The organism is Commensalibacter nepenthis, assembly GCF_029953305.1.
Lineage (GTDB): Bacteria > Pseudomonadota > Alphaproteobacteria > Acetobacterales > Acetobacteraceae > Commensalibacter > Commensalibacter nepenthis.
Genome location: NZ_JASBAN010000001.1, coordinates 2257837 through 2280264 on the forward strand (window position 1 = coordinate 2257837; position 22428 = coordinate 2280264).

Consider the following 22428-nt stretch of genomic DNA (forward strand, 5'->3'; position numbering starts at 1 on the left):
GTTTATGTTGTGAAAAGTAAATCATATTTTATGTTATAAATTGATATTATTTGCAGCTTGGATCATAGTCATTTAAAATAAATTGTTCATTAATCGAAGAAGAGTAAACAGCGTATGAACCGTACCATCACGTTAATACCCGAAAGTGGATTACAATTTTGGCCTGTATTATTTTCAACAGAACCAATTAAAAATATTCGATGCTGGTTTTGGGAAGAACGTAATGGTGAATATGAAGATGGCAGCCCACGTTATATCTTGCATGCTTTGGAAGAAGATGCAGAAACAGGGGTTATCAAAGATCCCGTAACAAAACGCGTTCCGCCCGAAGAGCAGATTTACGATGTTTCTTGGAAGTCTGTTGTTCAATTCTTACAAAAACAGTGGTTGCCTTTACCTTTTTTTGCATTACTTTCCATAGAACAAGGCGGAAATAATATATTTCGTAAAGGGCCTGGAAATTGGGTTCGTGGTCGTTTTTCAGAAATAGAAGAGGGGAAAATCCATCTTGATTTGGTTTTTGATACAAGTCTAGAAGAGCTGCAAGAGGATGGGGTTTATAATGCGCCAACTTTTGAAGATAGCCAACGACAAGATCATTTTAAATTTGCTTCGTCCTTACAAGATATAGCTTGGTTTTTGAACGAAGCTTGGGTGGGTGATTGGTTACTCAAAATTCAACAAGAGGTTCAAAGTAAAAACGAGCAAAAAATAGTTGCAGATCATCAATATTACTGTTGGCATTACGCTGTTTATCAAACTTTTCTGCATATTTTACAAGCTGTTCAGCAAATGCCGACTATTCATTTATTGGATGGGAATACAGAAAAAAACATTCAAAATGTCGTTGAAGTCGATTTGGTTTTAGATTTAGGAAATTCACGCAGTTGTGGAATTTTGATCGAAGATCATTTGGGACAAGATCTTAATTTTTCCAATAGTTATCCTTTGGTGCTCAGAGATTTATCACGACCTTATTTAGAATATAACCAACCATTTCCAAGTTGCATTGAATTTGCGAAAGCAAATTTCGGTAATGATTTGCTTTCTCGTCGCTCTGGACGAAGCAAAGCATTCTTTTGGCCTAGCCCTGTCAGAGTTGGGTTTGAGGCTGCTCATTTGGCGGGGATGCGTATTGGGAACGAGGGCTTAACAGGGCTTTCTTCACCTAAACGCTACATATGGGACAGTCGCTTATCCTTACAAAGTTGGCGATATAACAGCCGTTCTATTAGCGATGGGGGTCGAATTGTTGATCCGCCAGTTAATGGTGCGTTTATGGCGATGATTTCTCCTGAAGGACGTGTTTTGTCGGATGAAGAACGTTCATCAGGGGAGAATATTACCACACAACCGAATTTTTCTCGCAGTTCACTCTTTACGTTTATGTTTGTAGAAATTTTAATGCAAGCCCGTTTGCAAATGAATTCTCCTCAAAACAGAGAACAACGCCAAGATAAAACATTAATGCGCAGGTTGCGGTCTATTGTCTTAACAATGCCACCTGGAATGCCTGTAGCAGAACAGAAAATTTTACAAAATAGAACCAAAGCAGCGATTGATTTATGTTGGAAAATGCTTGGGCTATCATGGAATATACGCCCTCAATTACAATGCCGTTTGGATGAAGCTACAGCGACACAGATTGTCTGGCTCTATAATGAGATTACAGAACGTTTGGGCGGAAATGTGGATGAATTTATGCGGTTACATGGTCGCTTGCGTCCTAATCAAGATCGTAAAGAACAGCTTGAACCATCGATTAGAGTAGCTAGCTTGGATATTGGTGGTGGAACGACTGATTTGATGATTAGCTCTTATACGGTTCCTTCTGGAGAAACCATTTGCCCCAAACAAGAATTTCGTGAAAGTTTCAAAATCGCGGGTGATGATATTTTGGAACATTTAATTACCAATGTTGTGTTACCTCCTTTGGCAGAAGCGTTACAACAATCAGGTGTGCAAGATACTCAAGCATTATTCAGCCGCATGATCGGTCAAGATTGGGGTGGGCAGTCTGAACAAGAGCGTCATTTAAGAAAATTATTTGTTAGCACGATTTTAGAACCGATTGCGATTGCGGTTTTAAAAGAATATGAAGCAGTGACTGATCGTAGTCTCGAAGGGTTAATACCTTTTTATGTTAAAGATGTTTTGGGACAGGACAAAGAAAATATTTATCGTTCAGCCAGTTATATTCATCACCAAGCAGAACAAGTTGGGGCTAAAGATTTTAATATTGCTGATGTTAAGATTGCGATTAAAGTCAAAGATATTGAGGCTTCTATTTCCCATGTCATGGGTGAGGTGATTTCTAATTTATGTGAAGCCATTTGGACATATAATTGTGATGTTTTATTGGTTTCAGGACGACCTTCAAGATTTAGACGTATTGTGGATATGATTAAAGCAGCGATGCCAGTGCCTCCACATCGTATTGTTGGTATGTATCATTATCGTGTTGGGGCTTATTATGCGTTTCGTGATGCAAGAAACAGAATTAGCGATCCTAAAACAACCGTTGTGGTTGGTGCGTCACTTTGCTTGCAAGCCGAGGGAAAATTACAAAATTTCGTTTTAAGAACACGAGATTTAAAAATGTATTCGACAGCACGCTTTATTGGTCGCCTTGAAAAGAATGGTCAATTACGTCATAAAAATGTTTGGCTTGCTAATATTGATTTAGAGGGGCAGTCATCTGAAGATGTTGGTTTTACTATTCATGATTTTGAAAATACAACACGTATTGGGTTTAGGCAACTTGGTATAGAACGTTGGCCAGCTTCACCTTTATATACATTAGAATTTGGAAATTTTCCTGGATTTAATAAAGTATCTTTACCTTTAACGGTTAAAATCGTGCGACAAGATATTGATCTTGATAAAGAACAAGCACAGAATGATTATTCTGGTAGAGAGCAATTTAAAATTGCAGAAGTCACAGACAAAAAAAATGAGCAATATCCACCTCGAATTTTATCCTTAAGATTGCAAACGATGCAAAATGTTGAAGGATATTGGCGGGATACGGGTCGCTTTACGTTAGCTTAAAGAAAGAAATGATTAAAATGGTTGAAGATAATCAAATAATGATCAAAACACTGCAAGCGCGTACAGGGGATGTTTTAAAAGCATCTGGTCAAGCTTTATCTTGGTTTAATGATAATCCTATTGCGGTCAAAGGAGACGGTGAACGTCTTCAAACGACGTTGCGACGGTTTCGCAGGCAAGCACGCCAATTAAATCGTGCTGCTAATCAACCACCAGCTATTGCTGTGTTTGGGGCTTCACAATCTGGAAAGTCTTATTTGGTATCCAGTCTGGCAACCAAACCAGGGGAAACTTTAGAAGCTTATTATCAAGGGGAAAAACTCAACTTCCTGCAAGACATGAACCCTCAAGGGGGGAATGAATCAACAGGATTAGTTTCTCGCTTTACCACGCGAACCCCACAGGTTATTCAAGAAAATATGCCTGTGCCTTTACGTTTATTATCCGCAGCAGATATCATTAAAATTCTGACCAATACGTCTCTAGAAGACTTTAAGGTCAAAGAGTTATCGATGGAAGATAAACAGATTGATGCTTTATTTGAAGCAGCTGGAGCAAGCGCAAATACCGTTAATCCTATTATCGATTTGGATGATATTGAAGGGTTAATGGAATATTTACAGGCTTTATATCCTGATTATCAACGTTTGGAAAAATTAGGGGATGGCTATTGGGATAAGTTGAAAATGCTGGTTCCATATTTACCCGCCAGTGAATCTGTCAGTTTGTTCTCTCCTTTATGGAATGGTTTGCCTCAGTTTACAAATCTAGCACGCTCATTATTTGTAACGTTGGAGCAATTAGGGCAACCAGATTTTGTTTATTGTGCAACCGATGCGTTGCGCCCCAGAGAAAGAAGTATCCTAAATGTAGAAGCCTTATTTACATTAGGACAACCCGATCATGGCGACAGTGTTGCATTATTAACCCCAGATCAAAAAACAGTTACCATTAATCGTTCTATTGTTACCGCATTAACCGCAGAGATTACTATTCCAGTAGGTGAAGCTCCTTGGGCATTTTTAGAGGAAACGGATTTATTGGATTTTCCTGGAGCTAGGTCTCGTGAAATTATTTATGACCCACAGGATTTCCTACAGACACCAGAGGCGTTGGGACGGTTATTTTTAAGAGGAAAAGTTGCTTATTTATTCCAACGTTATGAAGCAGAGCGAGAAATTTCGGCAATGCTTTTATGTATTGGAGATTCGATACAAAGTGTGTCCACGTTGCCAGGGATGATTGATGGATGGATCAAAAGCAGTATTGGTGCCACATCCGCTGATAGAGCAAAACAACGAGATAATTTATTTATCGTTCTGACAAAATTTGACCGAGAATTTGAACAAAAAGATGGTGATGCGCCTTCATCTGGCTTTCGTTGGACAGCAAGAATTAATGCCAGTCTATTAGATTTTTTTAAAACAAGCAGTTGGGTCGAAGATTGGAAAAACCAACAACCTTTTAATAATGTATATTGGTTACGTAGTCCTGCAATTAAATTTCCTGCTGTTATGGATTATGAACAACAAAATGCTGTGCAAAAGGAAGCTGGAATTGCTTCTAGGTCTCAATCATTAGTTGATACAATGAGACAAGCTTATTTATCGAATAATTCTATTCAACGTTACGTTGCCAATCCTCAAGAAGCTTGGGAAGCAGTATTAAAACCAAATGATGGGGGGATTACTTATTTGGCTCAAGCTTTAAGTCAGGTTTGTGATGGTCGGTTAAAATACGAGCAAATCTCAGCACAATTAGAGCAATTTTGTGCCAATTTATCAAGGTTTATCGCGCCTTATTACCATAGTGATAATAAAGACGAAGCAATTAAAAAAGCATCTTTAGAAGCACAAAATATTGCACGTTCTTTGATGAAATGTGTGGCAGCACAAATGTTTGGTCCATTATTATCATGTTTGCAAGTTACACGCGATCAAATGATTGAAGCGTGGCGCAGTCTGGAAACGCAATCCAGCAATCAAAGATTCTTGATGGGCAGAGCCAGCGATGTCGATAGCTTATTTCAAGATATGTTCCCTGATGCCACAGAAGAAAACAACTCTCAACAATCTGTTGGTGAGGAACAAGAGATCGCGAGAGATCGGCATGAACAATATGCAGAGCTTGCGTTGTCAAAATGGAATAATGTGATGGAACATTTTGCTGGGCAAGAACATGTAGCAGAAACTTATTTTGTTCCATCAGAGCAATTGATCGCTTTAACAACAGAGTTTGCATTATTGTCCCAAAGATTAAATTTGCGTGATCGCTTGGCTGAAAAATTAAGGAAAAATGCTGCCCTGACAGGCAGTGCGTCTTTGAGAGGGGAAACACAAGCATTATTGGCAGAAATAGAAATTGGTAATTTTGTCAATTGGTTAGGCTATTTTGATGTTCCTGTTGAACAACGTCCGATGACCCGAGGCTTAAAAGGTGAGTATGTTTTTACTCCAAAAGAAGAGCTTACGGAAATATTGGTATTACCAGAACAACCGACACCTTATAATGAACGGTTTGTTCGGGATTGGATTTCTGCATTGGTGCAAATTTTTGAAGAAAATGCTGGGGCTTCTGAACTTAATGGTGTTGATCCAGCCGCAAATGCGTTACTAGGTCGAATTATTTCTGAATTGGAGCATAAAGAAAAATGAGTTCTCAATTAAAAATTCTTGCAGCAGCACCAGGGGAAGCAGTTATTGTTGTTGTTGGACAAGCAGCACAGTATGGCACTGTTTTAACTATCTCATTTCCTCAATTTTCATCTATTGCTTCACAAAAAGTCTTACAACAATTCGTTGAAGGCGATAATCTTTTATTAACGATCGATGCTGATAGTTTAGGGGATATTTTAGAACCAGATAGTCCTTATCAAATAAAAATTCCTGAATTAGATTGTTTGGCAACAGTAATTTGGCCAGAAATTATCGGTAAAAGAGGGAATAGTAAAGGCGTTATTAATACTGCTTCGAATCCTTTGAAAACAACGCAGATTATTAAAGAACAAGAAAAAATTGAAGAGCCAGACATTCTTCCACAGGAAGATCAACCTGAACCTTCAGAACCTATCGTTGAAGAAGAAGCGCCTTTAATTCATGAAGAGCCCAAGAAATCAACCTCTAAGCAGATCATTGCAGCAATCATAACAATCATTGTGATTACTGGTGCTGGTGGAGGGATTTGGTATATGAAACATCAACAATCTCAGCCTGAAGTTAAGAAAGAACAAGTTGTTAAGAAAGAAGAACCTAAAAAAGAACAACCTAAGGTACCAGAAGTTGCTAAAACACAACCTCCAGCCCCACCACCTAAACCAGAACCCTCATTGGCTGAAACATTACAAAAAATGCCTGTGCCTGATGTGATTAATAAAGCACCAAATACAGCAATGATTACCAAAGAAGGGGAACGTCGTCTGGCAGTAAAGCAATATGATGATGGGGTATTATTGTTGGAAAATGCTGCTTCTAAAGGTGATACTGTTGCGATGTTGAAACTAGGTTTACTTTACAGCCCTGTTGATTTCAAAGAAGGTGGTGCTATTCCAAGTCCAGATATGAGAGAAGCCGCAAGATATTTCCAAAAAGCTGTCGAAAATGGATCAAAAGAAGCAGCAGCCCCCAGAGCAGCCTTGAAAGAGTGGCTGATCAAAAAAGCAGAGAGTGGTGATGATATGGCGCGTTTAACCATCAAGGATTTTTGGAAATGAAATTAGGTCATTTTCGTTTATTATTACAAACTAGTGTTGCGGTGATGGGTGTCTTTGCAGGCAGTTTATATGCAGTTGCTGAACCATCTTCTTCTGCATCAATATCGCCAACATTAAATAACAATGCTGCGCCAACAGTGCCTTTGTTAATGGAGGGAAAACATAGCCTTTATCAACGTGTGATTACGCGTCCAGGCGGTGTAATTTGCCCTGAACCTTCATCTGAAAATTCTAAACCTTTGGAAGGATTCAAAGTCTTTTATGTGTATCAACGTCATAAAGATGCACAAGGAAAAGAAGATTGGATACAAGTCGGTCTTGATACTCAAGGACATATAGCGGGATGGATACCAGCCGATAGATCTGTGAATTGGGCGCATACATTGGTGGGGGCGTTTACTAATCCAGCAGGCAGAGAGCGTTCTTTGTTCCTTAAAACAGAACAAGATGAAAAAGAATTAATTACAGATCCTAATATTGCACAAAAATCTAAGGAGTTAACTCAAGCTGCTTTGGCTGGTAATTCAGATAAAGTTGTGGCAATAGAGCCTGCAAATTACGTTGATATTACCAAGAATTTCTATTTATTACCTATCTTGAATGCTCAACAAATTGAACGCCCCAGTGGACCGCCTTTACGATTGCTTCATGTGATTTCTGCACCTTCACATTCGGGAAATCAAGTTAATGCATCGCCTGCGAATTTAAGGAATTTTAAAGCCAGTCTTGTCTTCGTGATGGATACAACAATCAGTATGGAACCTTATATTGAAGAAACTCAAAAAGCAGTTAAGTCGATTGTGAGTCGTATTCAAAATACTGCAGTTAAAGATAATTTTCGTTTTGGATTGGTCGCTTATCGTGACAGTTTAAAAGACAATCCTGAGTTGGAATATGAAACCAAAGTTTATGCTAAACCTGATTTTAGCAAACCTATCGATGTGATTAATGATTCGATTTCTATCGTTCACGATGCCAAAGTCTCCTCTAAATCCTTTGATGAAGATGCGATTGCAGGAATTAAAACGGCTTTGGATGAAGTAGATTGGAATCAATCAGCCGGACGTTACCTTATTTTGGTAACAGATGCAGGAGCCAGAGGGGCAGATCATCCCAATAGCATTACAAAATTGGGGATCGAAGAAATTCGCCAGCTTGCTGAATCAAAAGGGGTTGCGGTCTTTGTTGTTCATTTATTAACGCCATCGGGGCAAAAGAATAATGATCATCAAAAAGCTGAAAAGCAATATCGTGCTTTAAGTAAATATGGCACAGTAGGTTCTTTGTATTTCCCTGTCAAAGGGGGAACACCAGAGGCATTTGCTGAAGTAATTGAAAATTTATCAACTTCTTTGCTACAACAAGTTTCTAACACAACAGGGCGCCCTGTAGCTGGGTTAAATCCAGAAGGCAAGGATGCTAAACAGCAAGCAATGCAAAAGCAGTTGCAAGTTGTCAGTGAAGCTATGAAGTTAGCTTATGTGGGTAAAGAAGAAAAAACATCTGTTCCAGATGTTGTGTCCAGTTATACAACCGATAGAGATTTATCAAACCCAATGAAGAAATCTGTGGAGGTTCGTGTTTTATTAACGCGTAATCAACTTTCAGATTTAGCCCAAGCATTACAAATTATCCTCAAGACAGGATTGGCAGGGCGTACAGAACCACAAACCTTCTTTACGCAACTACGTTCTGCGTTTGCTGCTGCTGCCAGAGATCCTTCAAAAATTGCACAATCTCAGCAAATTGGAGGGATGCTTGGCGAGTATCTTCAAGATTTGCCTTATAAGTCTGATATTATGAATATTTCTGAAAAAGATTGGTTGGCAATGGGTGCCATTGCACAAAGAACCATTTTAAATAATGTTGAAAGTCGTTTGCGTCTTTATCAAGAATATCAAGCGCATCCTGATTTATGGGTTAATCTGAGTGGAAATAATGACCCAGGGGAAGCAGTATTCCCTGTTCCGCTTGAGGCTTTGCCTTAAAAATGTCAGAACCACAGCCAAAGGAAATATTTGTTCTTGAAAAAATATCCCGTCAGTTCTCTGGTGGGATTACGATAGAGATTGTTACCGCTAACATTCATTTGGGAGACAAGATTTTAATTTCTGGCCCATCTGGCTGTGGGAAAAGCACGACGCTTGGAATGTTGTCTTTGGCATTAAAACCAGATCGCGGTAAAAAATTTATTTGTAATCAAATTGATGTTCTAGAAAAGTGGAAACGGAATAAAAATGATGATTTAGCGATGTTAAGAGCCTCGTTATTTGGTTTTATTCCTCAAACTGCTGGCCTTATTCCTTTTTTAGCCATTCAAGAAAATATACAAATGCCCCAGCGGTTGATCGGTAAAAAAGATCAAGATTGGTTTTTCTATTTGGTGAACAGATTGGAAATACAATCCATTTTATCTCATAAACCTCATGAAGTATCCGTAGGTCAAAGGCAAAGAGTGGCTGTTGCACGCGCATTGATCAATCATCCTTTGATCGTTTTGGCAGACGAGCCAACCGCATCAGTACATCCATCTTTGGCGGAAGGAATATTGGAATTATTGATTGAAACCATTCAAGAAACAGGGGCTGCATTGATTATGACGTCTCATGACACAAAGAGAGTGTTGCAATATGGATTAACAGAATTTCCTTGTCAAATGGATCCTCAAAATCAAATTACTAGGCTGAGTTTATGAAGTATAAGTGTTTCCATGGGGCTTTGTCTGCCAAATTGGCTTGGAAAGATTTAAAAAGCGAACCAATTTTATCGTTGTGTTTAGTGCTTGGGATCGTGGCTGTGCTGGCACCATTAATTGTGATTGCTGGATTGCGTAGTGGTGTATTAACCAGCGTGCGACAAACATTGTTGGAAGACCCTCATGCCAGAGAAATCGTCAATATCTCTAATCGCAGTTTTACAGATCAAACATTAAAAGAATTATCAAATCGAAAAGATGTTGAGTTTCTGGCACCCAGAACAAGAACCCTTGCGGCGAGTTTGTTTATGGAAAAACAAAGTGATCTAGGAAGTGGTCGGCATATTATGTTAACGCCCACAATTAAGGGCGATCCATTATTAAAAGATATTCGCCCTTTTATTGAAAATAATCAGGATATTATTTTATCCTCTTCTGCGGCAAATCATTTGCATGTTCAAAAAGGAGATGAGATTACAGCCTATCTGAACCGTGTTTTGAATGGGGAAAAACAACAAGTAAAATTTTCTTTAAAAATAGTTGGTATTGCTGCACCTTCTATTACAGATCAAGATAGTGCTTATGTCAGTTTGCCATTAGCAGTAGGGATTGAAAATTATCAAGACGGTATTAAAAATTGGCCGTCACAATTACAAGCTTTACCTTTGCCTGCCCAACCCATTTATTCAGGTTTTCGTTTATATACACATAACATCAACGAGTTGCCTGCTCTAGATACTTACCTGCGTCAATCAGGGATAGATATTTTGTCCAAAGCAGGCGAGGTTGAAGGATTATTATCTTTAGACCAACGTTTGTCTTTATTATTTATCTGTGTCGCATCTCTTGGCGGGATTGGATTATGTATTTCTTTGGGGGCGGGCTTATGGGCAAATACAGAACGGAAAAGAAAATCATTGGCTTTATTACGATTTAATGGATTTAGTGCTTTTGATCTGATTTTATTCCCTTTGGTTCAGTCTGTTATTTTGGCTTTATCAGGAGCCATTATTGCATTGGGGGCGGCTTATGGAGCTGGTCAATTAATTAATATGTTATTTAGCTCTGTTTTACCCCAAAATCATGCGTTATTTTTATTAAATGGCTGGATTATTTGGGGTGCGCTGGGATTAACTGTCTTTGGTGGCGTTATTGTAAGTTTATTATCAGGAAATCGTGCGGCAAAAATACAACCTTGGGAAGGGGTCACTGCATTATGAAATTAATTATTTACGGTTTGGCATTTATAGGGGGATTAACCTCTTTATCTTCATATGCAGCAGACCCTTCATGGGCAAAGAATTTGATTGATCCTCATCCTTTACCAGATGATTTTACATTGCCGATGCCGTGTGGTGGGGCAATGGTATTTCGAGCTGTTGAAGTACCCTCAGAAGGAGGGGTTTTGGATGATATTCCTGTACAAATGGGACAAACAGGTACTGAACAAGGATATAGTAATTACATTCATCAATCCCCTTTATCAGCTCCATTCTCTTCTGCTAAAGCAGGAGTTAAAGTGTATTATATTGGAAAATATGATGTAACACGCAATCAATATGATGCTGTTATGAATAATGGCACTTGCCCCAAAGCCGAGCAAGCTGGGCAAAAAGCGATGAATAATGCCTCTTGGTTTGATGCGCAGGATTTCTCTAAAAAATGGTCTATATGGTTGCTACAAAATGCTAAAAATATTTTGCCAAAACGTGATAGCAGTTATGGGTTTGTTCGTCTACCCACAGAGTCTGAATGGTATTATGCTGCTCAAGGTGGAAATAAAGTTAGTAATACTGAGTTTTTAGAACCCACTTGGCCTATGCCCGAAGGAATAGAGCAATATGTGATGGCGGGCTCAGAACTGGCGAATGGGCAAGTGCAAGCTGTTGGAGCTATGAAACCCAACCCATTGGGATTGTACGATATGTTGGGTGAGGTCGGACAAATGATGCAGGATTATTATCATTTGAATAGAGTAGGGCGCTTGCATGGTCAAACAGGAGGAATTATCGTTAAAGGAGGAAATTATACCTTTAACCCTTCAGACTTAAATACTGCTTTGCGTGAAGAAATCCCTTTATATGATGCAAATAGCAATGAACCAACCAAACTAGCGACGATGGGGTTTAGGGTTGTGATTGCAGCCCCCAGCCTAGGAAGCCTACAAGAAACTAATCAAGCACAAAGCCAATTCAACGATTTATTACAAAAAGCAGAGAATATTTCTTCTGATACGCATCAATTAATTAGTAATTTAAAAAATCAAACAACAGATGCCGCCACCAAAGCAGGTTTAGATCGTATTTCAGCCCAACTTGATTCCGATGCCAGAGCTAGAAATGATGCACAAACTGCGACAATGCGGGCTCAGATTGAGGCTGCTTCTGCCTTGGCGATGAATATCTGGGAACATCAACATACGATTCAAATGCTGGAACAATCTTTATCAACTTTAAAAATGCTTAATGATAAGCAAAAATCTGGGATTACAGCCAATATCGATAATCATAAAAAGATCATGAAAAACTCTGTCGAGGGATATTTAGACCTTCTTCGACAAATTGCGGATGCATCCTCTGCGATTGATAAAACCAAACAATTCTCAATGGTTACTACTGCTTTTAAAACTAGGCAACTTGATAATTTGGCATTTTTTGCCGATCAAACACAAAATCTGCTCTCTACGCCAAAAAAACAATGGAGTGTCGATTATGTAACCAAGCAAATCAGTGCCATTCCAGCGACACAAGCACGAGATAAAGAATAGAGGGTCTTGTCGCAAATTTAATTATGTATTTTAGTATGATGTAGAAATGGAGTGAGTATTTATATTTTAGGAACGATTTATGTCTATTGGTATCTATAGCAAGCTTATATTAAGATCTAGGAATGATTTTAAAGGTCGTCATTTTAATGGATTGATGATTATCCAAGCGGTAAACTGGTATTTACGCTATTGTCTTAGCTATCGAGACATTGAGGAATTGTTTTTAGAACGTGGGATAAATGTAGATCATAGCACGTTAAATCGTTGGGTATTACGCTATGCACCACTATTAGAAAAACGTTTGAGAAGCTATAGAAAGCCCCATTGTGGTGAGGTGAGGATTGATGAAACCTATATCAAAGTAAAAGGTCAGCGGAAGTATCTATATAGAGCCATTGATAAGAATGGAACTGCTATTGATTTCTTATTAACAGCTAAAAGAAATATCACAGCAGCACAACGTTTCTTTAGAAAGGCGTTTAAAAAAGATGGTCTATTCGCTCCAACCCATATTGGAACAGATCAAGCCGCAACTTTTCCAAAGACCATACAGACCATGAAGAATGAGTATATCCTTCCCAATCACTGCGTTCATGAAACAAAAAAATCCTTACAACAGGGAATAGAAAATGATCATTTCAGGTTAAAGAGGGGTATACCAAGAAATGGCTGTTTTCAATCTTTTCATACAGCAAGAAAAACACTCAAAGGATATGAGGCCATTCTCTGGATTAAAAAAGGACTGGGATTTAAAGGAAAATGGACAATCAACGAACAAATAAAACTCATTCAAAGCATATTCGGTCTAAATAATAATATACCCGTCTAAATTAGCTAGCTTTATGGCTAATCACAGCACCATTCAATATTTGCGACAAGACCGCTTGCACAAAATGACCCGAGTATATTTGACGGTTATGCAATATGGAAAAGTTATATATTTGATCTTACCAAAGAAGGTGAAGATTTTTTGTTAGAGTGTGGAGTTGATGAGGATACAGAAGAGTTTTCGCCGTTATTAAAAGAGAAACTATCTGCTTTATTTGACGAACATGGTGTTGGGTTTGATAAAAGCTGCTTCATTCCTGTAATAGACTAACCTAGCGTCTATACTCCTTCAGCAAAGGCAGCAGCTTTGGTGGTGCGATTGGGATTGAGGTCAATACCAAAGGGGATATTGGGGTTGCTGCGAATGGCAGTGGCTCTAAACAACATGCGAATGGTGACAGTTCGACTGGGGTGAATACGACGGTCTCTGCGACGGACAAAGTGACGATTACCGCCCCTGGCAAGACGACGATTAATGGCGGGATTGTTTCTGGGAACCAAGTTACGGTTGATACGGGGAATTTGGATATTACCAGCCCCCAAGACACCTCACATTATGACAGCAGCAGCAGTCAAGCGGGGTTGAGTGTCAAAGCGGGGAGCAACTGGAGTGCTGGTGGCAGCTATGGCAATCAGAATATCAAGGATCATTATCAAAGCACTGGCAAGGATCTTTCTGGCATTTACGGAGGGGATGGTGGTGTTGATATTCACGTGGGTGACACGACGCATTTAAAGGCTGGGGTGATTAGCAGCACCGCAGATGCGTCCAAGAACCATTTTGACACGGGGAAATTGATTGCGGAAACTCAAGAGAACCAATCGAAATGGGATGCGACGGCTACGGGGGGTGGACTGAGTGTTGGCACGGGGGCTTTGGGGAGCTCCTTGGGACCATTGGGCGTGATTGCTGGGAACTTGGCTGGGAATTCTGGTTTGATTGCTGGTGGCAATCGCAAGCATAACGAAACATCGACCAGCCAGTCTGCGATCTCTGGGAATATCCATGTTGATGCTGGCAGCACACAGGGCAGCTATACCACGGATGTCAACAACGCCAATGGTCACATGGATAACAAGTTTAACGCCGATAAACTTTCCAACCAACTGCAAAACAGCCAACTCGGTATGCAGCTGGTCGGCGAAGTCATGGGACAAATCTCTGATGCGTTACATAATAGTGGTATCAATGGTTTTGACGAAACGAATGTTAAGAATGATATTGGTCGTATCATCCTCGAAGCCGCTGGCTCCGCCGCCGTCGCAGGCGTTACTGGCGGAAATGTCGGTGCCGCAGCGGGGAGTGCTGTTGCTGGGAATGTAGCCACTGCCTCGACGGTTAGTGCGATTGCTAAATGGGCAGTTGCTCAAAGTAATGGCGATCCTGATACTGCGATTTTGATGACTAATGTTATTGAAAACATTATTGCCAGTGCGGGTGGTGCTGCAGTAGGAGGAGCGATTGGTGGTAGCTCTGGTGCTTTAAATGGTGCTGATATTTCTTCAACGATTGAACAATATAATTTTGTACAGGCTGTACCTGCGTTAATATATGGATTGACGGCGCTTTATGCTATAATTAAATTAGGTGAAGCTGCTGAAATGACTCATAATCTTAATGATGAGAACAAGGATAAACAGGGGAATTCTCAAGCAAATAACCCTGCAAATTCTTCAGCACAATCTACACCAGCAGACCCCAATCAACAACCTGATCCAGATGATAACGATGGTAAAAATGATGAACAAAACCAAACTAAAAACGATCAGCAACCTAGTAATGATGCAAAAAATAATGTAGATTCATCGGAATTAGATGCTAAATCGATAAGTGAAGAAATTGCAGGTGGGCATGCTTATGAAAAGCATGTTATAAATCAACGTGAATATACTGAATTAGGTATTAAAACAAAAGAACAGTTTGCAGATCTTATTGAAAATATTATTAAAAATCCTACAGCGGTGAAGCAGCTTAGTAATGGAAGAAGTGCGTTTTGGGATGCATCCACTGAGACTATTGTTATTAGAGATCCTAAAAATCCTGATGGAGGCACTGCTTTTAGACCTACAACTGGACGTAACTATTTTGATAATGCAAGGTAAATATAATGGAACTTATAAAGATTGTAGATAAACAAGCTGGTATCTCATTTTCATATGATGAGTTGTTAGTAGTAAATAATATTTTTAATGAAGTGTGTAATGGTATAGATGTTTTTGAATTTGAGACTAGAATAGGAAAAAGCAAAGAGGAAGTTTGTTGTTTATTAAAAAAATTAGGCAATATTCTTGATCAGATTGAAAATGATTAAGTAATAATAATGAAATTAGTAGAAATAAAAGAAAAACAATCAACTGTTATTTTATCAGAGGATGAGCTTTATATTATCCGATCAATTGTTGGAGAAATATACTCGGGTGTCTGTGTGGATGCTAGAGATTTTAAAGCAATTCATGGAGTTCAAAAGAATGAAGTATTAACATTAAAAAAAGATCTTTATGAGATATATGATCAATTAATAGAATCAAAATGAATCCTAAATTATTTTAATAATGCAAAGTAAATATAATGGAATTGATTGAACTAAAAGATGAGCAGACAATAATTGCTTTATCACAAGAAGAACTTCGTATTATTCTTGCAGCAGTTGGTGAGATCTATGAAGGTGTCTGTGTAGATGCTAGAGAGTTTGAAATAATTCACGGTACTGATAAAAGGGAAGTATTACAATTAACAGAAGATATTATTATGATATACAAACAATTAAGTAATAAAAATGATATTTGGAGATAAAAAGAATTTTGCCATTAGGTTTGAATTAGATCCAGAAGATAATTATGGAAAATTTATGCTTGGTAAATTTTGTTTTTATATCAAAAATCAAAAATTTGGAGATTGGAATGAGTGTTCTATATTATTAGATGTTATGAATTGTCTTGGAAGATCTCTTCGTAATAATAAAAAAAGATATTGTCCGAATTTATTTGATCTTAATGATAAGAAGATCTTCGATCTTATTTTTTATTCCGTTTATGATAATAACAGAGAAATATATAGATATTTACCAGAAAATTTTCATGCAGATCAATGGTCTTGTAAAACTATGAGTTAGTCAAGGATAAGGTATGAAGCGAATAAATCCTGTGATGTTACAATTAGTCCTTAACTTACGGCATTATTCTAAGGCTAGGCTTAGAAAAGAAATAAATTTTAGCATTCCTCCTAGAAGGTTTCTTAATATTTGTGATGGGGCTTTAATACCAACACAAGAAGAATTGCAAGAAATATCAAGAGTATTACATGTAAGACCCTCTTTTTTTCAAGGTAACCCTTTCGTGCCTTGTATAATAGTTTCCTTTCATGAAAGTTCTGGTTTTTAAAAAACAAGAAGTATGAAATTTATGACGTGATGAATATGGGATCTTATTTGATAGAAATATAATTGAAAGTTGTAGAGAGAATCAACTTGAAGTTGTTAATATTAAATACTCGTGTAACTCTAAAACAACGAAACAAAGTGAGGAGTTGATCGTGACGAATTATCGATTCTAATAGTAGTAATAATTAAAGAGATGCCTCATTTATAGAAAAAACATTTGGGGGTATTATATTGAAGATCAACTATTTTTTTGCTTATAAATCAATATGTTGATTGATATATATGGCGGAGAGAATGGGATTCGAACCCATGGTACGCTATTAACGCACACACGCTTTCCAAGCGTGCGCCTTAAGCCGCTCGGCCATCTCTCCTAAAGATTGCCTTTAATTGCAGAACAACATAACATTTTTTTTTCAAGAGGCAAGATTTTTTTACATAAATATATAATTTTAATTGAGGGCTGTGAAATGTATGGCTTATTATCAAAAACGTTATTTCTATATAATAATGACGTATTAAGGTTATATCAAAGAACGGGCAAAATCTTCTAATGTTTTATGATGTAGTAAAGCAACTTTGGTTGAGGCAGCCAGTTGACGTGCCGCAGTAGTATAGGCTGCATTTGAAACGACAGCAGCATAATCTGCGTGATAGAAGGTTTTGGCTGCATTGACCTCTTGAACTGCTTTATTGCCAACAGGTTTACTGTATAATTTACATTGAATGATAAAGGTAACTCCTTTCTTAACAGCAATAACATCTGCACCTTGATCGCCACTTGCTGTTGTGACCTCGGCATCCCATCCAGAGTGGTTTAATAATTCTGCACAATAGATTTCATAATCAAAAGGGTTCATTTTAGGAGAAAATTTGTATCTTGATTTTCTTGTTCTTTGAAATAATTTTGTTTGTTTTTTAGGGGGATATTTAGCCGTATATAAAATATTCCTGACGATTTCTTTTTTTATGTGAGGGAGTAGCCCAAGGAGTTGGTGATTGGAGAGGTTGGGCTTAATAATGGATTTGATAAAACGATTTACTTCTTGTAACCATTTATCTTCGATGAGACTGCCATACTCATCTTTATATAAAAGTTGATCGCGTTTGATATATAAAATATTTGCATGTTGTTTGATTTGATAATTTGCAATTTTCAGTGCTTTTGAGAATGAATGATTTTTCCTTTTTCGTTTGTAAAAAGAAATGAAGAAATTTAATAATGGGTGACCGAATAAAAGTATAAATGCGATGATGCTCATTCCATATAAAATTTGATTATGGAATATAGAAGGATCAAATAAAGAAGTTGTATTGGATGCATTTAACTTACCAAAAGGAGAGGGAAGTTCTGGCATAGGGTATTTATCTAAATATTGCAGTAATCTAGAGACAATCAAAGAGGTTCCTGTTAATGATATAGGTACGATATCATTATTAATTGTAATATAAGCGCTCTCTTTTGCGGTAAAATCGTGGATAAATAGTTTTAGTTGCTGCGTTGATAAGTTGGTTTTGAAATAGGTCTGGTTACTCTTTGTTACAAAAGCCTGTTTATTTAAGGTAAAATTTTGCGTTCCAATACTGAAATTTAACGAATATGTATCTCTGAGGTAATTACTGTTTTGTAGATAAGCAATTTGTAATAAAGACTGCCTGCCTGAATAAATAAAAAGTGTGATGATAAAATCATTATCTTGACCATTGATGGTTAATTGTTGTGATTTTGTATTGATAGAAGATCGCCACAAAGCATTATCTGCGATAATCTGAGAAGCAGAAAAACTGGGCAGGCTGAAAAAACATAAATAACAAAGTGTTAAAAAGATGTATAAAAACTTATTTTTCATAAATAGTCATCAGTAAATACGATATAATGTATTGTTAATATTCTTAATAGAATACCACGCAACTTATGTTAAAATGATGACGATTGTAAAGGTAATTCACGTTTAATAATTTATAGCTTCAAACGGATAAAGAATATCAAAAGTTTTTGGTTTTGAATATTACTCCAAACGGTCTTGTCGCAAATATTGAATGGGGCTGTAATTAGCCATAAAGCTAGCTAATTTAGACGGGTATATTATTATTTAAGCCGAAGATATTTTGAATGAGCTTTATTTGTTCGTTGATTGTCCATTTTCCTTTAAAGCCCAGTCCTTTTTTAATCCAGAGAATGGCCTCATATCCGTTGAGTGTTTTTCTTGCGGTATGAAAAGATTGAAAACAGCCATTTCTTGGTATACCCCTCTTTAACCTGAAATGATCATTTTCTATTCCCTGTTGTAAAGATTTCTTTGTTTCATGAACGCAGCGATTGGGAAGAATATACTCATTCTTCATGGTTTGTATGGTTTTTGGAAACGGTAATGCTTTATCTGTTCCAATATGGGTTGGAGCGAACAGACCCTCTTTTTTAAACGCCTTTCTAAAGAAACGTTGTGCTGCTTTGATATTTCTTTTAGCTGTTAACAAGAAATCAATAGCAGTTCCATTCTTATCAATGGCTCTATATAGATACTTCCACTGACCTTTTACTTTGATATAGGTTTCATCAATCCTCACCTCACCACAATGGGGTTTTCTATAGCTTCTCAAACGTTTTTCTAATAGTGGTGCATAGCGTAATACCCAACGGTTTAACGTGCTATGATCAACGCTTACTCCACGCTCTAAAAACAATTCCTCAATGTCTCGATAGCTAAGACAATAGCGTAAATACCAGTTTACCGCTTGGATAATCATCAATCCATTAAAATGACGACCTTTAAAATCATCCCTAGATCTTAATATAAGCTTGCTATAGATACCAATAGACATAAATCGTTCCTAAAATATAAATACTCACTCCATTTTTATATCATACTAAAATACATAATTAAATTTGCGACAAGACCAAAAAGATTGTTGAGAAACACATATAAAACAAAAAAGAATAAACAGACTATATTGAAAAATTTTCACAAAATTAACCTAAATTTAAAAAATAAACTACTTTAAACCAAGATGCTGATTAATCGCCTCAGATGTAAAATTAGATAACATTTTATTCACAAAAGACGTAAAATTATTGTACTTTGCCTGAGGATTACTATTATCACCATTAATCGTTGTAACAAATTTATTATTATTTACCGTTACTCCTCGACGAACAAGGGATTGAGGATATGAGACTTGTAAATTTCTATTGTTTTGTAATATTTCTAATTGTTTGTAATTAGAAGTTTGAACAGTTGTTGCAAATGATAGTGATTTTTGCTGATTATACATAGCTGCTGATAAAAAGAAGCCTTGTGGCGCACGTATTGCAGTATCTGGAGTAACTTTCTGATCATTTATTACAGGTTTTGTTTCTTGAGGTTCAGTCTGATTCCAAGCTTGTTCTAAAGCTTTAGCTCCACCATATCTAGCAGAAAAAACATTTGCTTTTTTTATTTCTCCTTTTCTGCTCTGAACTGCCTGTAATTAAAGAATCTTTCATAACAAAATCAATATCATTAGGGTTAGCATTAGCTCCTGTTGCAAAATAACGAGTAACCCAATTAGTGAAATTTAAAGCTGATTTCATTATTGCAGAAATTCCTTTTCCAGAATCTTTATCTTCAGCACGACCTTCAATAATATCTGCTGTTTGTTGTAATGCAGAACCTAAATCACTGTCTTGTATGACATTACCCCATGAATCTTTATATTTTTTTTGTAACCTATCTACTACTGTTGGTATTGATTTATTCATTAAATCGCTAGATTTTTCTTGGTTATCTTTATTTTGTTTGAGATAAAACATTACCATATTTTCTAAAACATTGAAAAGATGTTCTGATTGTCCTGCATCAGCCTCATTAATTAAAAATCCATGCTTATTCATATTTTGAAGAGCATTTTCTTCATATTGCCCACGATACTGAGATTTAACCCAGTAATTATCTTCAGGTTTTTCACCTTTTCGTAACCTATGAATTCTTGAATCAGTAGCAGTTGCAACCATATCGTTTGTTTTAAAAAACTTTTCTACTTCTTGCATAATCTGTTCTGGTCTTGTTGCAAATTTAATTATGTATTTTAGTATGATATAAAAATGGAGTGAGTATTTATATTTTAGGAACGATTTATGTCTATTGGTATCTATAGCAAGCTTATATTAAGATCTAGGGATGATTTTAAAGGTCGTCATTTTAATGGATTGATGATTATCCAAGCGGTAAACTGGTATTTACGCTATTGTCTTAGCTATCGAGATATTGAGGAATTGTTTTTAGAGCGTGGAGTAAGCGTTGATCATAGCACGTTAAATCGTTGGGTATTACGCTATGCACCACTATTAGAAAAACGTTTGAGAAGCTATAGAAAACCCCATTGTGGTGAGGTGAGGATTGATGAAACCTATATCAAGGTAAAAGGTCAGTGGAAGTATCTATATAGAGCCATTGATAAGAATGGAACTGCTATTGATTTCTTATTAACAGCTAAAAGAAATATCAAAGCAGCACAACGCTTTTTTATAAAAGCATTTAAAGAAGAGGGTCTATTCGCTCCAACCCATATTGGAACAGATAAAGCATTACCGTTTCCAAAAACCATACAAACCATGAAGAATGAGTATATCCTTCCCAATCACTGCGTTCATGAAACAAAGAAATCTTTACAACAGGGAATAGAAAATGATCATTTTAGAGTAAAGAGAATTATCCCAAAGAATGGTTGCTTTCAATCTTTTCATACCGCAAGAAAAACACTTAAAGGATATGAGGCCATTCTCTGGATTAAAAAAGGACTGGGTTTTAAAGGAAAATGGACAATCAACGAACAAATAAAGCTCATTCAAAGCATATTCGGTCTAAATAATAATATACCCGTCTAAATTAGCTAGCTTTATGGCTAATTACAGCCCCATTCAATATTTGCGAAAAGACCGATATTTATTTTATTTATAAAATCGTTTCTATTTGCGAGCAAAGCCATTCTATATATTCGTTAAGTTGTTGTTTAAGTAAATAAAAACCATCCTGTAGTTCAAAACTATTCTCGTTCATATATATACTTTTATTAATTTCAATTTGCATCACATGGATATTTTGTCTTGGATTGCCGTAATGTCGAGTAATATATCCACCAGCATACGGAATATTTTTGCTGACTTTAAAGCCTTTCTCAGTAAAAAATTTTTGGCTATTATTAATAAGGGCAGGGGAGCATGTCTCTGAAAAGCCGTCTCCTAAGACAATATCTGCATAATAAGGATTGCGTTTTAGCATAGAAGGCATGGAATGCATGTCTAAAATAATACATCCTCCGTTTTCTTTGGAACTTTTTTGAATAAAATTTTGTATTTGCTGATGATAAGAAAACCAATAGGTTTCTATGCGTTCTTTAATCTTTGGAAAGGATAAATAATATTTATAAATTTGTTTTCCGCTGCTGCTGATTTTATGCACGGTTCCCAAACCTCTTTTGACTTGGGGGCTGTTGGTATGACACCATTCTGGTAATGGGTCTTTGAATAAATCGGGATCCAGCTCCCATGCTTCTCTATTTAAATCACAGAATATTCTGGGAAGGCTTGCTTGTAAAAAAGTCACTCTATATTGTGTAACATCTTTCAATAAAAGATGAATATAACTATCTTCGCTTTTTCGTAACTCATTTAGAGGAACTCTGCATGAGGAAAGTAGATGAGAATCATATTCTATTCCAGAATGGGGTGAGCTGATTAAAATAGGATATGAATATTCATTTTGTGGGTATTGGATAAGAAAAGGCAAAGAAAAAGAGGGTTTTATAAAGTCAAATAAAGACATTGTACATTCGCAGAAAATAGATAAATAAAATTATCTGATAAAATATTTCATTTTTTTTACTTTGGCTACTTGCACTTTTAAAAGAACATCGTTATTAACAGTTATCAGCTAAGATGGGTGTATAGCTCAGCGGGAGAGCACTACCTTGACATGGTAGGGGTCACAGGTTCAATCCCTGTTACACCCACCATCTAAGC

At 36.9% G+C, this 22428-nt stretch carries 19 protein-coding genes and 2 tRNA genes; 16 read left to right on the plus strand and 5 right to left on the minus strand.

Annotated features, from left to right (window positions below; genetic code table 11):
- Positions 1 to 114: 114 nt before the first annotated feature.
- From QJV33_RS10605 to QJV33_RS10670, 14 genes are all read left to right on the plus strand, one after another.
- Positions 115 to 3051: a virulence factor SrfB gene (locus tag QJV33_RS10605; protein WP_281463300.1), complete on the plus strand. Its 2937-nt coding sequence runs from the start codon at positions 115 to 117 to the stop codon at positions 3049 to 3051.
- Between the two features lie 17 nt (positions 3052 to 3068).
- Entirely contained in the window at positions 3069 to 5705 is a 2637-nt protein-coding gene (locus tag QJV33_RS10610) for a virulence factor SrfC family protein (protein ID WP_281463301.1), read from the plus strand.
- Entirely contained in the window at positions 5702 to 6760 is a 1059-nt protein-coding gene (locus QJV33_RS10615; RefSeq protein WP_281463302.1) for an SEL1-like repeat protein, read from the plus strand. The genes QJV33_RS10610 and QJV33_RS10615 overlap by 4 nt, the downstream gene beginning before the upstream one ends.
- Positions 6757 to 8748, plus strand: a complete 1992-nt coding sequence (locus tag QJV33_RS10620; RefSeq protein ID WP_281463303.1) for a vWA domain-containing protein — start codon at positions 6757 to 6759, stop codon at positions 8746 to 8748. The genes QJV33_RS10615 and QJV33_RS10620 overlap by 4 nt, the downstream gene beginning before the upstream one ends.
- A 2-nt stretch (positions 8749 to 8750) precedes the next feature.
- Entirely contained in the window at positions 8751 to 9455 is a 705-nt protein-coding gene (locus tag QJV33_RS10625; RefSeq protein ID WP_281463304.1) for an ABC transporter ATP-binding protein, read from the plus strand.
- Positions 9452 to 10675, plus strand: a complete 1224-nt coding sequence (locus QJV33_RS10630) for an ABC transporter permease (RefSeq protein ID WP_281463305.1) — start codon at positions 9452 to 9454, stop codon at positions 10673 to 10675. Before QJV33_RS10625 ends, QJV33_RS10630 begins: the two co-directional genes overlap by 4 nt.
- Entirely contained in the window at positions 10672 to 12222 is a 1551-nt protein-coding gene (locus tag QJV33_RS10635) for a formylglycine-generating enzyme family protein (RefSeq protein ID WP_281463306.1), read from the plus strand. The genes QJV33_RS10630 and QJV33_RS10635 overlap by 4 nt, the downstream gene beginning before the upstream one ends.
- 79 nt (positions 12223 to 12301) lie before the next feature.
- On the plus strand, positions 12302 to 13051 hold the full coding sequence (locus QJV33_RS10640) for an IS6 family transposase (RefSeq protein ID WP_281463307.1): 750 nt from the start codon (positions 12302 to 12304) through the stop codon (positions 13049 to 13051).
- Between the two features lie 141 nt (positions 13052 to 13192).
- Positions 13193 to 13321 (plus strand): hypothetical protein, encoded by a 129-nt coding sequence (locus QJV33_RS10645; RefSeq protein WP_281463308.1) that lies wholly within the window; start codon positions 13193 to 13195, stop codon positions 13319 to 13321.
- Positions 13322 to 13398: 77 nt separating this feature from the next.
- Positions 13399 to 15153, plus strand: coding sequence for a hemagglutinin repeat-containing protein (locus QJV33_RS10650; RefSeq protein ID WP_281463427.1), 1755 nt, complete (start codon positions 13399 to 13401; stop codon positions 15151 to 15153).
- A 5-nt stretch (positions 15154 to 15158) separates the two neighbouring features.
- The gene (locus QJV33_RS10655) at positions 15159 to 15362 is read left to right on the plus strand and encodes a hypothetical protein (protein WP_281463309.1); all 204 of its coding nucleotides are present in this window, start codon (positions 15159 to 15161) and stop codon (positions 15360 to 15362) included.
- Positions 15363 to 15371: 9 nt separating this feature from the next.
- Positions 15372 to 15584 (plus strand): hypothetical protein, encoded by a 213-nt coding sequence (locus QJV33_RS10660; RefSeq protein WP_281463310.1) that lies wholly within the window; start codon positions 15372 to 15374, stop codon positions 15582 to 15584.
- Positions 15585 to 15619: 35 nt separating this feature from the next.
- A complete protein-coding gene (locus tag QJV33_RS10665) occupies positions 15620 to 15844 on the plus strand; it encodes a hypothetical protein (protein WP_281463311.1) in 225 nt (74 codons plus the stop codon).
- Positions 15828 to 16163 (plus strand): Imm42 family immunity protein, encoded by a 336-nt coding sequence (locus QJV33_RS10670; protein WP_281463312.1) that lies wholly within the window; start codon positions 15828 to 15830, stop codon positions 16161 to 16163. The genes QJV33_RS10665 and QJV33_RS10670 overlap by 17 nt, the downstream gene beginning before the upstream one ends.
- Before the next feature lie 550 nt (positions 16164 to 16713).
- On the opposite strand, the gene QJV33_RS10675 is transcribed toward QJV33_RS10670, so the two are convergent.
- The 4 genes from QJV33_RS10675 to QJV33_RS10690 all read right to left on the minus strand — a co-directional run bounded on the left by QJV33_RS10675 (position 16714) and on the right by QJV33_RS10690 (position 20457).
- Positions 16714 to 16804, minus strand: a tRNA-Ser gene (locus QJV33_RS10675).
- 150 nt (positions 16805 to 16954) lie between these two features.
- On the minus strand, positions 16955 to 18280 hold the full coding sequence (locus QJV33_RS10680; protein WP_281463313.1) for a restriction endonuclease: 1326 nt from the start codon (positions 18278 to 18280) through the stop codon (positions 16955 to 16957).
- A gap of 223 nt (positions 18281 to 18503) precedes the next feature.
- Positions 18504 to 19253: an IS6 family transposase gene (locus tag QJV33_RS10685; protein WP_281463314.1), complete on the minus strand. Its 750-nt coding sequence runs from the start codon at positions 19251 to 19253 to the stop codon at positions 18504 to 18506.
- Between the two features lie 586 nt (positions 19254 to 19839).
- Positions 19840 to 20457, minus strand: coding sequence for a hypothetical protein (locus QJV33_RS10690; protein WP_281463315.1), 618 nt, complete (start codon positions 20455 to 20457; stop codon positions 19840 to 19842).
- 87 nt (positions 20458 to 20544) lie between these two features.
- Here QJV33_RS10690 and QJV33_RS10695 point away from each other — a divergent pair, with 87 nt between their 5' ends.
- Positions 20545 to 21294, plus strand: a complete 750-nt coding sequence (locus QJV33_RS10695; protein WP_281463316.1) for an IS6 family transposase — start codon at positions 20545 to 20547, stop codon at positions 21292 to 21294.
- A gap of 67 nt (positions 21295 to 21361) precedes the next feature.
- Here the strand turns inward: QJV33_RS10695 and QJV33_RS10700 are convergent, their stop codons facing one another.
- Positions 21362 to 22231, minus strand: coding sequence for an N-formylglutamate amidohydrolase (locus QJV33_RS10700; protein ID WP_281463317.1), 870 nt, complete (start codon positions 22229 to 22231; stop codon positions 21362 to 21364).
- Between the two features lie 115 nt (positions 22232 to 22346).
- Here QJV33_RS10700 and QJV33_RS10705 point away from each other — a divergent pair.
- A tRNA-Val gene (locus QJV33_RS10705) sits at positions 22347 to 22421 on the plus strand.
- The last annotated feature ends 7 nt before the right edge of the window (positions 22422 to 22428 follow it).

Coding starts and splice junctions, on each gene's coding strand:
- QJV33_RS10605 (WP_281463300.1), top strand. CDS start 115: ATGAACCGTACCATCACGTTAATACCCGAAAGTGGATTACAATTTTGG.
- QJV33_RS10610 (WP_281463301.1), top strand. CDS start 3,069: ATGGTTGAAGATAATCAAATAATGATCAAAACACTGCAAGCGCGTACA.
- QJV33_RS10615 (WP_281463302.1), top strand. CDS start 5,702: ATGAGTTCTCAATTAAAAATTCTTGCAGCAGCACCAGGGGAAGCAGTT.
- QJV33_RS10620 (WP_281463303.1), top strand. CDS start 6,757: ATGAAATTAGGTCATTTTCGTTTATTATTACAAACTAGTGTTGCGGTG.
- QJV33_RS10625 (WP_281463304.1), top strand. CDS start 8,751: ATGTCAGAACCACAGCCAAAGGAAATATTTGTTCTTGAAAAAATATCC.
- QJV33_RS10630 (WP_281463305.1), top strand. CDS start 9,452: ATGAAGTATAAGTGTTTCCATGGGGCTTTGTCTGCCAAATTGGCTTGG.
- QJV33_RS10635 (WP_281463306.1), top strand. CDS start 10,672: ATGAAATTAATTATTTACGGTTTGGCATTTATAGGGGGATTAACCTCT.
- QJV33_RS10640 (WP_281463307.1), top strand. CDS start 12,302: ATGTCTATTGGTATCTATAGCAAGCTTATATTAAGATCTAGGAATGAT.
- QJV33_RS10655 (WP_281463309.1), top strand. CDS start 15,159: ATGGAACTTATAAAGATTGTAGATAAACAAGCTGGTATCTCATTTTCA.
- QJV33_RS10660 (WP_281463310.1), top strand. CDS start 15,372: ATGAAATTAGTAGAAATAAAAGAAAAACAATCAACTGTTATTTTATCA.
- QJV33_RS10665 (WP_281463311.1), top strand. CDS start 15,620: ATGGAATTGATTGAACTAAAAGATGAGCAGACAATAATTGCTTTATCA.
- QJV33_RS10670 (WP_281463312.1), top strand. CDS start 15,828: ATGATATTTGGAGATAAAAAGAATTTTGCCATTAGGTTTGAATTAGAT.
- QJV33_RS10680 (WP_281463313.1), bottom strand. CDS start 18,280: ATGAAAAATAAGTTTTTATACATCTTTTTAACACTTTGTTATTTATGT.
- QJV33_RS10685 (WP_281463314.1), bottom strand. CDS start 19,253: ATGTCTATTGGTATCTATAGCAAGCTTATATTAAGATCTAGGGATGAT.
- QJV33_RS10690 (WP_281463315.1), bottom strand. CDS start 20,457: ATGCAAGAAGTAGAAAAGTTTTTTAAAACAAACGATATGGTTGCAACT.
- QJV33_RS10695 (WP_281463316.1), top strand. CDS start 20,545: ATGTCTATTGGTATCTATAGCAAGCTTATATTAAGATCTAGGGATGAT.
- QJV33_RS10700 (WP_281463317.1), bottom strand. CDS start 22,231: ATGTCTTTATTTGACTTTATAAAACCCTCTTTTTCTTTGCCTTTTCTT.